This is a genomic window from Nocardia sp. NPDC047648, assembly GCF_040642815.1.
Taxonomy (GTDB): Bacteria; Actinomycetota; Actinomycetes; order Mycobacteriales; family Mycobacteriaceae; genus Nocardia; species Nocardia gamkensis.
Map to the genome: position 1 here is coordinate 340,908 of NZ_JBEYSX010000008.1, position 12,819 is coordinate 353,726.

The 12,819-nt window shown below is 70.1% G+C and carries 10 protein-coding genes; 2 read left to right on the forward strand and 8 right to left on the reverse strand.

From position 1 onward, the window contains the following. Window positions 1–7: 7 nt before the first annotated feature. Window positions 8–181, reverse strand: a complete 174-nt coding sequence (locus ABZ803_RS19675) for a hypothetical protein (RefSeq protein ID WP_357039874.1) — start codon at window positions 179–181, stop codon at window positions 8–10. Window positions 182–390: 209 nt separating this feature from the next. Between ABZ803_RS19675 and ABZ803_RS19680 the strand changes: the two genes are divergently transcribed. Further along, window positions 391–1,131 (forward strand): NAD(P)H-binding protein, encoded by a 741-nt coding sequence (locus ABZ803_RS19680; RefSeq protein WP_357039877.1) that lies wholly within the window; start codon window positions 391–393, stop codon window positions 1,129–1,131. Between the two features lie 46 nt (window positions 1,132–1,177). Here ABZ803_RS19680 and ABZ803_RS19685 read toward each other — a convergent pair whose 3' ends face one another. Continuing rightward, window positions 1,178–4,384 (reverse strand): BTAD domain-containing putative transcriptional regulator, encoded by a 3,207-nt coding sequence (locus tag ABZ803_RS19685; RefSeq protein ID WP_357039880.1) that lies wholly within the window; start codon window positions 4,382–4,384, stop codon window positions 1,178–1,180. A gap of 27 nt (window positions 4,385–4,411) precedes the next feature. On the opposite strand from ABZ803_RS19685, the gene ABZ803_RS19690 reads away from it, so the two are divergent. Continuing rightward, on the forward strand, window positions 4,412–5,155 hold the full coding sequence (locus tag ABZ803_RS19690; RefSeq protein ID WP_357039883.1) for a hypothetical protein: 744 nt from the start codon (window positions 4,412–4,414) through the stop codon (window positions 5,153–5,155). 71 nt (window positions 5,156–5,226) lie between these two features. On the opposite strand, the gene ABZ803_RS19695 is transcribed toward ABZ803_RS19690, so the two are convergent. From ABZ803_RS19695 to ABZ803_RS19720, 6 genes are all read right to left on the reverse strand, one after another. Beyond that, window positions 5,227–6,942 (reverse strand): ABC transporter ATP-binding protein, encoded by a 1,716-nt coding sequence (locus tag ABZ803_RS19695; RefSeq protein ID WP_357039886.1) that lies wholly within the window; start codon window positions 6,940–6,942, stop codon window positions 5,227–5,229. Next, window positions 6,939–8,858: an ABC transporter ATP-binding protein gene (locus ABZ803_RS19700; RefSeq protein ID WP_357039889.1), complete on the reverse strand. Its 1,920-nt coding sequence runs from the start codon at window positions 8,856–8,858 to the stop codon at window positions 6,939–6,941. The genes ABZ803_RS19695 and ABZ803_RS19700 overlap by 4 nt, the downstream gene beginning before the upstream one ends. A 20-nt stretch (window positions 8,859–8,878) precedes the next feature. Next, window positions 8,879–9,817: an alpha/beta hydrolase gene (locus ABZ803_RS19705; RefSeq protein ID WP_357039892.1), complete on the reverse strand. Its 939-nt coding sequence runs from the start codon at window positions 9,815–9,817 to the stop codon at window positions 8,879–8,881. 243 nt (window positions 9,818–10,060) lie between these two features. Then, a complete protein-coding gene (locus ABZ803_RS19710) occupies window positions 10,061–10,738 on the reverse strand; it encodes a response regulator transcription factor (RefSeq protein ID WP_357039895.1) in 678 nt (225 codons plus the stop codon). After that, on the reverse strand, window positions 10,735–11,955 hold the full coding sequence (locus ABZ803_RS19715) for a sensor histidine kinase (RefSeq protein WP_357039899.1): 1,221 nt from the start codon (window positions 11,953–11,955) through the stop codon (window positions 10,735–10,737). The genes ABZ803_RS19710 and ABZ803_RS19715 overlap by 4 nt, the downstream gene beginning before the upstream one ends. Window positions 11,956–12,163: 208 nt before the next feature. Further along, window positions 12,164–12,358, reverse strand: coding sequence for a hypothetical protein (locus tag ABZ803_RS19720; protein WP_357039903.1), 195 nt, complete (start codon window positions 12,356–12,358; stop codon window positions 12,164–12,166). Between the last annotated feature and the right edge of the window lie 461 nt (window positions 12,359–12,819).

A 12,819-nucleotide genomic window follows, 5' to 3' on the forward strand; every position in this document is an offset into this window, starting at 1 on the left:
GCTGCTTTCACGGGCGGGCCACTCCCGCCATGACCAGCTGAAGATAGGCATCGTCGAGCTCGCCCGCGCCGAAGAACTCGGTGAGCGCCGCGCGTTCGATCGTCCCCCGTTCGGCGGCGCGCACCAGGCCGGGCGCCGCCGGATCCTGCGGGCCACCGCGCCGAATCAGCCGGACTTCCACCGCGCGCAACGTCGACCCCTGGCCGCCTCTCCGGTCTCTCGACCGGAACGAACCGATAACGGTTCTGTCGTGTGGGTCGGCAAAGCCGCCCTGCCGCCCGGCGCCGGTGGAATGCTTCGACCGCGGACGGTCGGTCGACTGCTCGTGGCGCACGGCCACCCGCCATGAACCGCCGGAATGGCCGGTGGCACAACGGGAAGGCGGGAACCATGCAGCTCACAGTGCTCGGCGGAACCGGGCGGATCGGCTCGCAGGTGGTTCGGAAGCTGACCGCCGCCGGACACGAGGCCGTCCCCGCGGCGATGTCCACCGGTGTAGACCTGATTACCGGGAAAGGCCTGGACCAGGCGCTGGAAGGCGCCGAAGTCGTGATCGACCTGGCGAACTCGCCGACCTTCGACGAGGCGTCCCTCGACTTCTTCCGCACCTCCATGGACAATCTGCTCGCCGCCGGACAGACCGCGGGTGTCCGCCACCAGGTCGTCCTCTCGATCGTGGGAGTCGACCAGGTGCCCCAGCTGGACTACTACCGGGCCAAGACCCTCCAGGAGGAGCTGCTCCGGCAGGGGCCGACGCCGTACTCCATCGTTCGCGTCACCCAGTTCTTCGAGTTCATGGACGCGGTGCTGTCCTGGACCGCCGACGGCGACACCGTCCGCCTGCCCGCCACCCCGATCCAGCCGATCGCCGCCGCGGACGTCGTCGACGCGGTCGTCGAGGTCGCCACCGGCGAGCCTTTGCTGGGAATTCGTAACTTCGCGGGTCCGGACGTCTTCAGCCTCGACGAACTCGGCAGGCTCACCCTGGCCGCCCGGCACGACGACCGGACCGTCGTCACCGACGACACCGCGGGCATGTTCGCCGCCGTCACCGGGGATGTGCTCACCGCGGGGCCGGACGCACACCTGGCATCGACGCACTACCGGGATTGGATCCGAGAAGCGCACTGAATCCCGTTACGCCACCGAACGGCGCCTCGCGCGGGAGTCGTGGCGCTCAGGCGAACGGCCAGCGGGTCAGCCGGTCCTCGGCGCGCGACTCGTAGGGCCGTGCACCGAGTGCGCGCGCCCGGTGCCGCGCCGCGACCACCTCGTCGTGCGCGCCGGGCAGACCGAGGATTCCGCGCGCGGTACCGCGATAGAGTCCGGACGGCCCGAGGCACACCAATCCGGGCCATTGCACGAGCAGCATCTCACCCCACCCCTGGGTCAGCGGCTCGAGTTCGGCGGTGAGTTCGGCCACCCGGTCGCGCCACCGCGGCGCGCGCTGCCCCACCGCGAGCAGCGCCTCGAGCAGCAGCGGCACCCGCACAACGACCCGCGGGCCGTGCCATCTCCCCGGCAGGGCGACAACCGACTCGATCGACGACATCGCCCGGTCGTGGTCACCCATCTCCGCCGCGGCCATCGCGACCACCAGCGCGAAGTCCTCGTCGAAGTCCTCGGCCATGCGGTCGGCGTCGGCCAGCACCTCGGCGAGGCGTCCGCGGTGCCACAGTTCGATCGAACTGCTCGTCAGCACCGAGGCCTCGGCGAGCAACCGGGCCTGATCGTCGACCGTCCCGAGATCGGCGGCGAAATTCGTCATCAACGCCCGGGACCGCTGGTAGTCGCCACGCAGCACGGCGAGCATCACCTGCCACCACAGTTGGGTCGCCGCGAGGTCGGTGCCGCCGCCGGAGGCGAGCCGGGCGAATTCGGCCGACAGCCTGCGGACCAGTCGCATATCGCCCGCTTCGAGGGCACAGACACGGCGCAGATGGACCGCTGTCGCCCGCGCCGCGCGGTCGTGGCCCGCGAGTTCTTCCAATTCCTCGGCGATCTTGCGCCGGTCGGCGACGGTCGTCGGGTCCCAGGTACACACGAACTCGGCCAGCAGCACCTGCGGCCACGACCGGCTGCCCGGTGCGCTGCGCGCCCGCGCGTGGGCCAAGACGTCGAGATCGCCCGCGAGACCGTGAATCGCACGGTCGGCGGCCTCGATCGCCTCCACCTCGGCGACCAGATCGGCGTCGAGATCGAGGCGATGGGCCAATGCCTGTGCTCGCAGCCCTGACGAACCGGCCTGCACCACACCGTAGCCGGAGAAGTACCCGGCGACGCCGCGGGGCGCGGCCAGCAGCGCGGTTCGCGCCAGCCCGGCCCAGTCGCCGCGCTCACCGCAAAGCCGCCCGGCCCGGTCGAAACACGCTGCGGCCGCGTCGAAGTGGCCGAGGCGGTTGTGCGCCTGTCCGGCGAGCCGATCCAATTCGATGGACAACTCCACGTCGCCGGAGCCCACGTGCCGGATCCCGCGCGCGGCGAGTTCGGCGCATTCGGTAGCCGCGTCGCGCCGCAGTGCGTCCAGCGCCGCGGCGGCACAGACCTGCGCCGCGGCGGGATCCAGCGAATCGAGCGCGGCGGCGCTGCGATGCAATGCCCGCGCCGCGAGCGCATCGGGCCGCAGGTCGGCCAGCGCGTCCGCGATCCTTTTGTGCAGCAGCGCGGTTCGTACCTCACCGATCGTGGCCAGCACGGCGGCGCGCACGAGTTCATGCCCGAAGGCGACGGCGCCGTCCTCGACCGACACGACTCGCGCGGCGACGAGTTCGCCGATCCGTTCGTCGAATCGCGGCGCGCCGTCGGCGGCGGCGGCCAATCCGACCGGGGCGTGCGGGCCGATGACGGCCAACACCTCGGCGAGCGCCCGCGCCGCAGGCGAAACGGCGCCCAGCTTCGCCGCTGTGATCTCGGCTGCCGCCCCACCGACATCCAACCGGCGACCGGTTCGGACGAGATCGCACAGTTGCGCGGCGACGAACGGGCTGCCGCCGCTGACCTGGACGATCTGGGCACGCACCCGCGGACCGGCCGAACTCACGTCGGCGCGCACCAATTCGTCCACCGCGGCGTCCGACAACGGCGGCAGATCCACCGCGACATGGGCGCCCGCGGAGTGCAGCAATCGCATCGCGGCGTCCACCTCGGCCCCGAGCGGCTCGGGCCGCACCGTGAGCAACAGCAGGACCGGATGGGCGCGCAGTACACGCATGGCCGCCGCGATCATCCGCACCGAGTCGGGATCGGCCCACTGCACGTCGTCGATGATCGCGACCATCCGGCCGGTCTCCCGTATCACCTCCGCGAAGAGCGCGGCGAGCGCCCGCGGTGTCGGGATCTCGGGAACCGCGCGCCCGGCCAGCGCCGCCTGATCCAGCCACGGTGTGAGCGTCGCCAGAGCCGGGGAACCCACCCCGCTGCTGCCCGCGGTGAAGAAGGCCGCGTCGCCGTGGCGTCGCACGGTGTCCTCGATGACGGCCGTCTTGCCGATGCCGGGTGCGCCGCGCACGGTTACGACGGTCAATCCCCGCTGCGACCGGTCGCGGGCGCGGTCGAGGACTGCGGCGATGTCGTCACGTCCGACGAGTGCCGAGCGCCCCGGCGGGGAGAGCGTCGGCGGGTTGCGGATGTCGTGCTCGATCCGGGTGGTGTCGGGCGCGGGATCGAGCCCCAACTCTTCGCGCAGCGAGCGCCGCAACCGGGTGAGCACGTCGAGCGCCTCCGGGATCCGTCCGCAGTCGCGCAGCGCCAGCGCCAGCAGCCGTGCCGTGCCTTCCCGATGCGGATGCCGCTCGCGTTCGTCGGTGAGCAGGGTGACCGCGTGCCGGGCCCGGCCCAGCACGATCAATCCCTCGGCGCACAACTCGACCAGTTCCGATCGCAACTCGTCCAGACGCGTGCGCTCGGGAGCGAGTTCGGCGATGTCGCCGACATCCGGCAGCGCGTCGCCGCGCCACAGGCGCAACGCGCGCTCGAGTAGAGCCACGGTGCGTTCGATGTCACCATCGGCGTGTGCCGCCCTCGCGTCCCTGGACAGCACGTCGAGCAGGTCGAGGTCGGTGCCCGAACCGCCGCACCGCAGCGCGTAGCCGTTGGGGCCCGTCTCGATCCGGACGTCGGGCAGGGGCCGCAGCGCCCGGCGCAACCGTGACACATAACCCTGGAGGGTGACCAGTGCGCTGTCGGGCGGTTTTCCGCGCCAGAGCAATTCGCACAGATAGTGCGCGCTGCGGGCGGTGCGCTCGACCGCGAGGATGACCAGGAGATCGGCGTGTTTGCGCGCCGGGACGGCGATGCGGGCGCCGTCCGGGCCACGCACCTCCAGCGGACCGAGCACCGCGATGGCGGGTGAGTCGTCGCCGGACCCGCCGCGCACCAGCGTCACACCAGCGCCCTCGTCGACTCTTGGCTCATGACACACACGCAAGCACTCCTGCCAACCCCGGCCACCGGCGACGATGGGACCGTCGGCGGCCCCTCTCGCGAGACTGTAACGCGGATGTGCGGCGCCGCGCTGACCATCGGCGGCGCCCTGTGCATCGCGGGGGGCTCACTGCACCCGATCGTCGCGGGCAAGGGCCATTCGGTCGAAGCGCTCACCAGTCCGGGTACGCCGATCGCGCAGATCCTGCTCGGTATCGGAACCGTCCTGCTGGTGTTCGGCCTGCCCGGCATGTACGCATGGCTGCGGCCGCGACTGGGCGTGGCCGGGTTCGTCGGCACGGTCGCCTACCTGCTCGGCAATATCGTCACGGCGACCGGACATCTCACCGTCGAACTGTTCGTCGCCTACCCTTTCGCGTCCGATCCCGCGACCGCGCACCTGATCGCGGGCAACGACAACATGATCGACACGACCGCGTTCGCCCTGTTCAACTCGATCGGCGGTCTGGTCATGCTGGCCGGAATGGGCCTGCTGGGCGCGAGTTTGCTGCGCCACCACGCGGTTGCGCGCTGGATCGCGGTGCTCACGCTGCTCGGCATGGCCGGCTTCTTCCTGCCCATCCCCGCCACCGAAGGGCTGTCCGGATTCATCTACGAGGCGCCGCGCGGCATCGCCGTCGCCGCCATCGGCGTCCTGATGCTGCGCAGGCCGGGCGGATTGCGCCGCTGGGCGAAGCACACGCGCGGCCCGGCCGCACCGCCGACCGCGTGACCGGGCCGCCCGGGGTGGAGCCGGGATGTCGTCACCGCCGCTGATCCCGGCTGCGGTGACGACATCCCGGCTCATTCGCTCGCTGACGTCGCCATGGACATCGCCCAGAAATCGGCGTATCGGCCACCCCGGCGCACCAACTGGTCGTGGCTGCCCTCTTCGACGATCCGGCCGTTGTCCAGGAAGACGATGTGATCGGCGCGCTGGACGGTCCGCAGCCGGTGCGCGACCAGCACCACCGTCCGGCCCGCCATCAGGCGCTCGATACCGTCGTGCACAGCCGCCTCGTTCACCGGGTCCAGCGCGGAGGTCACCTCGTCCAGCAGCACGATCGGCGCGTTCTTCAGCAACGCTCGTGCGATCGAAACCCGTTGCCGCTCACCGCCGGACAGCAGCGCTCCGCCCTCGCCGACATTCGTCGCCCAGCCGCCGGGCAGCCGCTCGATCACCTCGTCCAGCCGGGCGGCGGCCGCCGCGGCCCGCACCTCGGCGTCGTCGGCATCGGGACGGCCGAGACGCACGTTCTCCTCGATGGTGCCGTCGAAGAGATAGACGTCCTGGAAGACGATGGCGAACCGCCGCATCAACACATCGGTGCCGATCGCGCGCACGTCGACGCCTCCCACACGCACCGTGCCGTCGTCCACGTCGTAGAACCGGGCGAGCAGTTGCAACAGTGTGCTCTTGCCCGCACCGGATGGTCCGACGATCGCGACCCGCTGTCCCTCGGGTACCGACAGCGACACCTCGTCGATCACGGTGCGGCCGCCGTGCCGGAAGACGACGGACTCGAACGCCAGGTCGTGACCGGTCGGTGAGATCGGCCTGCGAGGTTCCGGGAGCGGCTCGGTACGCAACACCGTGTCGAGACCGGCGAGCACGGAACGCGCGCCGCGGAGTTTGCCGCCGATCTCCGACAGCGACAGCAGCGGATCCGCGCAGCGGGCGGCCAGCACCAGGAGGGTCAGGATCTCCGCCGCACCGATGTGCCCGCCGAGCGCCAGGTAGGCGCCGAGGGCCAGCAGCGCGGTGAACATCGTCTGGACCGTGAGCGTCAGTCCCACGATGCCGGGCAGCGCCGACAGCACGGCCCGGCGGGAGGCGCGTTCGAGTCCCGACAACGAATCGTCGAGCATCCGGAATCGTTCGGCGGTCCGGCCGCCGGCGCGCAGGACCGGCTGCGCCTGAAGGAATTCGATGACCCTCCCCGTCGCCTCCTTCACGCGTTCGGTCCGCTCGGCATCGGCGGCGGCCATGGAGCGTCCCGTCCAGAGCTGGATCGCCGCCACGACCGGTACGGCAGCCAGCGCGGCCAGCCCCATGCGCCAGTCGTAGGCGAGCATCACGGCGACGATCGTCAGCGGCGTCACACTCGCGGAGATCATCGGTGCGAGCAGATGCGCGATCACGCTCATCGCTTGCAGCACACCCTCGCTCGCGAGTACCGAGACCTCCCCGACGCGGCGTGCGGTGAACCAGCCGAGGGGCAATCGGGCCAGGCGATCGCCGAATCGGCGATAGACACCGCGCAGCAGCGTGGTCCCGACGAGGAATCCGGACAGATCGCTGCGATAGCGCAGCGCCGCATAGCCCGCGATCGCAGCGCCGAAGGCGATCAGCCAGGGCCAGGCGTCCGTGGGCGTGTCGCCGAACAGCGCCCGCAACAGCGGAACCAGAAGTGCGTAGGACAGGCCTTCTGCCATCGCGGTGGCCGTCATCATGGCCACGGTGCGACGTACGGGCCGGGCGTACTCGCGTCCCAGCACGCGCAGCAGCATTCGAATCATCGGGGTTCTCCTCCTCGCGATGTCTGATCGGCGACGTTCGCGGGCCGCCGCGTGGCCGCGTTCCGCTGCCTGCTCCGTGGCCCGAGTTCGCGCCGTAGCACGCCGCCGAGGGTTTCGATCGCATCGGTGCGCGCGGCTCGGTGCGATCGCCGGAATTCGGCGAACTTGCCGTTCTGTGCCAGCAGGTCGGCGGGCGTGCCGCGTTCGACGATCGTTCCGTTCTCCAGCATCACGACGGTGTCGGCGTCGGCGATGGTCTCGAGACGATGCGCGATGACCAAGATCGTGCGATCGCCCTTCAGTGTCGTCATGGCTCGGCGCACGGCCTGTTCGGTCTGCGGATCGGCGAACGCGGTCGCCTCGTCGAGCACGAGAACGGGTGCGTCGGCCAGCAGCGCGCGGGCGATCGAGATCCGCTGCGCCTCACCGCCGGACAATCCGGCATCGGCGCCGAGCACCGTGTCGTAGCCTTGCGGCAGCTCCAGGATCCGGTCGTGGATATTCGCCAGCCGGGCCGCGCGCACCACGTCGTCGAGGCAGGCCCGCGGTACCGCCAGCGCGATGTTGTCCGCGACCGACGCGCGCAGCAGGCGAACGTCCTGGAAGACGAAGGAGACCATCCGGTAGAGCTCCCCGCTGCCGAGTCGGCGCAGGTCGACACCGCCCAGCAGGATCGAACCGTGGGTCGGGTCGAAGAATCGGGGCAACAGCTGCACCAGGGTGGATTTCCCGCTTCCCGACGGCCCGACGATCGCGGTGACCGTACCCGGCTCGAGCACCAGGTCGATCCCGCGCAGCACCTCGTGATCGGCGTCGTAGCCGAATCGGACGTCACGCAGCTCCACCCGGTGCCCTTGCGGTGCGACCGGGAGCGCGGGCTCCGGTAGCGACGGCACCGCGAGCACGTCCCGGATCCGGCCGACCGCGCGCCGCGCGGCCTGTAGATCGTCGAAGCCGTGACCCAGCGCCGCGACCGGGGCGGTCAGGCCGAGTCCCAGCAGCAGGAACGGCAGGAGATCCGCCGGAGCCAGGGATCCGCCCTGGATCAGGACCGTGCCGCCGATCAGCACGACCAGCAGCACGAACGGCGGCGAGAGCACCACCTGCATCGCGGCGCCGATTCCGGCGAGACCGTGCACCATGCGCAGGAAGGTGTCCGCGAAATCGTCTGTGGCCGTGCGGAATCTCCGGTGGGCACGCTCGCCGGAGCCGAACGCCTTGACCACCGAGATGCCCTGCACGAACTCGACGGTCGCATTCGCGATCCGGCCCATCCCCGCGTCGAACTCCTTCTGCGCGTGCAGCCGGGCGGGGGTCATCATGAGGGGGACCAACGCGACTGCCAGCACCACCGGTATCAGGGTGATCAACGTCAGGCGCCAGTCGACGGTGAACAAGTAGATCAGCGACACCAGCGGCACGACGAAGGCCGCGACCAGCTCGCCAGGGGTGTGGGCGATGAGCGGGTGCACGGCGTCGACGTCCTTGCCGACGATCGTCGCCAGCTCGCCGGTGCGGCGGCGGGAGAACCATCCGATCGGGACCCGGCCCAGTCGTGCGGCCAGTTGCCTGCGCAACGACAGTTGCACCCGGCTGTCGAGAAGATGTCCGAGTCCGGACGACGCGGCCGTGCACAGCAGCCGGACGAACAGCCCGGCCGCACCCGCGAGCACGATCATCCGGACATGACCGTGATCGATCGGGTTCGGCGACAACAGCGTTCGGCCCAGTTCGACCACCGCGAGCAACGGCGCCAGACCAGCGACGGCGCCGACGATCTGGAGGACGACGACGGCGGCGAAACCCCCGAGGTATGGGCGCAGCAACTCCGTCGCGCTCGGCTGCGCCGAGGGTTCGGCACCCGATGGGGCTGGGGTGGACTGCTTGCTCGCCTCGGCGAGGTCGATGGTGCTCATCGTTCTGCGGCCTTCGTCGATCACTGTGCGGCTGAATGCTTTTGCGAGCCGGTCGAGGCATCGGCCAGGGCGCGGCGCAGGACAGCGGCGAGTTCGGCGCTCTGGCGCTGGGACACCTCGGCGGACAGGATCGCCTGCGACCCGTGGAATGTGCCGGGCCACTGGTGCAGCTCGACCGGCACGCCCGCCCGCAGCAGGCGCAGCGCGTAGTCGATGTCTTCGTCGCGGTTCGGGCAGAACTCGGCGGTGGCGATGTACGCGGGTGGCAGACCGGATAGATCCGTGGCCCGCGCGGGCGCGGCGTAAGGTGTGGCGGGCGTGGAACCCAGGTAGTGCTGCCACATCTGAGCCACCTTCGCTCGAGTCACGAAGGGCGTATCGGTGAAATTACGCGCCGACCACGCCTGCTGCCGGTCATCGAGGACGGGTTGGTTGAGCAGCTGGAACCGGATCGGCGGCCCTTGCCGGTCACGCGCCCGCAACGCCACCGCGGTCGCGAGTCCCGCGCCGGCGCTGTGGCCTCCGATCGCGATCCGCGCCGGGTCGATGCCGAGTTCGGCCGCGTGCTCGGCCGTCCAGGCCAGCACCGCGTAGACGTCGTCATGGGCGGCGGGGAACGGATGTTCCGGCGCCAAGCGGAAGCCCACCGAGATCACCGTCGCGCCGGAGTTCTCGGCGAGCATCGTGGCCCACGGATGTTCGGTGTCCAGATCGCCCATGACGAATCCGCCGCCGTGCAGCCAGATCATCGCGCCTCGCGCCCCGCGTGGCCGATAGATGCGTATCGGCACATCGACGTCGCCGGGCACCGTGCGATCTTCGATCCGCAGGTGCGCGGTGGCCGGTACCGGGATCGCGGCGGCCAGCTCGGCGAGGCGTTCGCGTGCGGTGACGGGGTCGCTCAGGTCGGCCGGGGGGAAGAACGAGACCGCTGCTTCGAGTTCGGGATCCAAGATCATGCCGTCGATCGTCGCGCTCGCCGGGCGTGCTCGGCTTCCGGCGACGGGAGTCGCTGTCTACGTGAATACGCGTACACGAATAGCGATCTGCTGCGTCGGTCGTCGTAGCCGGTCGCGCATCCGGTTCACGAATCACTCACCGCGACAACGATGTACCGCGCCGACGAAACGCGGGGATCTCGTGCACGCGCCGCTCGTTGCCCGCGGGCCGCGCCGGCACTCGGACGCGGAGAAACCCGATCGCTAAGGGGTGGGATCACTCAGCCCGGTCTGGTAGGCGATCACGACCAGCTGCGCGCGGTCGCGCGCACCCAGTTTCACCATCGCGCGGCTGACATGGGTGCGCGCGGTGGCGGGACTGAGGAACAGCGCGGCGCCGATCTCGTCGTTGCTCATGCCCTGCCCCACCAGCGCCAGCACTTCGCGCTCCCGGTCGGTCAGTACGGCGAGCCGGTCCTGCGCGGACTTGGCAGCCCTGCGCTGCGCGGTGAACTGGCCGATCAGGCGGCGGGTGATCCGGGGTGCGAGCAACGCGTCACCGGCGGCGATCACCCGGATGGCGTGCAAGAGCTCGGCGGGGCCCGCGTCCTTGAGCAAGAACCCGCTCGCGCCCGCCTGCAAGGCGTCGAAGACGTTCTCGTCGGTGTCGTAGGTGGTGAGAATGAGCACTTTGACCCGCTCCATCCCGGTGGCCTGCGCGATCTGGGCGGTGGCGCGGATCCCGTCCAGTCGGGGCATGCGGATGTCCATCAGGACGACGTCGGGGCGAGTGGCACGGGCGAGTTCGACAGCTTCCGCACCGGTGGTGGCTTCACCGACCACCGTGATGTCGTCCTCCAGGTCGAGCAGGACCTTGAAACCGGAGCGGACCAAGCGTTCGTCGTCGGCGAGCAGAACCTTGATCGGAGGTGTCGCGTTCACAAGCGCGATCCGACCGGAGTCAGCGGCAATCGGGCCGTGACCTCGAACCCGCCGCCGGGCCGCGGCGTCGCGTCGAGTTCACCGCCGAGCAACCGGCAGCGCTCCCGCATCCCGAGGATGCCGCGGCCGGTCGGGTTCGAGCCGCCCGCGTGCGCCGGGACGCGCGCGGCGTCGCCGCGGCCTTCGTCGATCACCCGTATTCGCAAGGCGTCGATGCCGGGTTCGAGCGCCACCGTGACCCTGGTCGGGCCGACGTGCCGGATCACGTTGGTGATCGATTCCTGCACGATGCGGTACGCGGCGCTGCCCACGGCGCTTGGCAGCGGCGTCACCGGGGTGGTCTGCTCGAACGCGATGTCGAGCCCTGCGTCGCGGGCCTTGCCGACCAGTTCATCGATCTGGCCGAGACCGGGGTAGGGCTCGCGTTCGTCGCCGTCGCGCAGGACGCCGAGAATGGCTCGCATCTCCCGCAGTGCCCGCGAACTGGTCTGTTCGATGGTGCGCAGTGCTTCGCGGGCCTGTTCCGGTCGCTTGTCGAGCACGTGGGCGGTGACGCCGGACTGCACGTTGATGATGGCGATCGCGTGGGCGACGGTGTCGTGGACTTCGCGCGCGATCCGCAGCCGCTCGGCGTCGACCCGCGCCCTGGCTTCCTCGTCGCGGGACCGTTCGGCCAATTCCGCGCGCTGTTGCGCATCGGCGGCGATGACCCGGCGGGATCGGACCGACTCACCGAGGATCGTGCTGATCACCGACGCGCCGATCCGGAAGAACACCCAGCCGATGGCCACCAGCGGCTGGATATCCGCCGCGGCGATCAGCCAGCCGAGCGCGAGCACGGTGATGCCCGTACCGGCGACCAGCAGCGATCGCCGCCCGTCGCCGTAGGCGGCGAGGGTGTACAGGGCGACGAAGAGGCCCAGATAGGAAAGCCGGTCGGGGAAGCCGAGACCAAAATAGACGACACTCGCCAGCCCCGTGATCACGAACACCGCGACCGGCCGGCTGCGACGCGCGGCGACGGCCAGGCCGCTGACGATCAGCAGGGCGTATCCGAAACCCGACACCGGTGTGTAGGCCGGCTCGAGCGGCACCGGGATCGCGGCGCTCTGCACCTGGATGACGGTGACGAACAGCGCCAGCGAGACATCCGGGAACCAGGCGGGCCGACGCGAAATCCAGGCAGACAGCCGTCGCGATACCGCCCGCAGAACCATGCCGTGAGGGTACGGCATCCCCGAGTTCGCGCGCTCCCGCGCGAGAGCGCGATCGGGTACGACGACCGACGCAGCCGATCGCCATTTCCCTACGCGCATTCACGTAGCCAGCGACTCCGGCCGCGACGATCCTCGGACCGATCCGCCCGGGGCGCGATCAGCTCCGCTGTCTCGATCACGTACTCGGGCGAGTCCGCGCCTGCGGGATTCACTTCCACAAATCGCCGCAGGGCAGCGTCGGCAACTCGACGTGGACGTCGTCATCGATGGTGACGATCAGCTCCGGATGGCTCCGCGCCAAGTTGGCGGCCACGCTCCTGGCCTGTTCCGCACACGCTCGGTAGTCCAGGACCAAGGCTCCCGATTCGATATGGATATGCCGGAAGTGCTGGGGGGTTGTCATATCGACAGCACGGTTCGATGCGCGGGCGGTATCGGCACGGCGCACCGCGCTCCACTTCCGGGCAACGATCGCTTCGCGGTCGAGCCATGCGGCCGACCGAGCGTCCTGTGGCTCATGCTCGCCGAACTCCTCATTACTTAGGACGGAATGCACTGCCCATCACGCGGCGCCGAGCCGCGTTACTGGTGTAACCAGTAACTTACAAGTTATCGTCGGCGCGTTCAAGAGGCGATTCGATAGCGCATCGGCGCCTGTCGGCGTGTGGTTGCTCGCCGACTGGGCGACGACCGGCCCGGAGACTCGTCCGGGAACGGCCTCGCGGTCGTCCGGGGTCAGCGGTGTGGTTGGGTCATGTCCCGGTTCATGGTGGGCAGCTCGATACTGATCGGCATCCGCAACTCGGCCAAATACACCAACGCCGCCCGCCGCAAGAACTCATCGAACAACCAATACGCATCCGG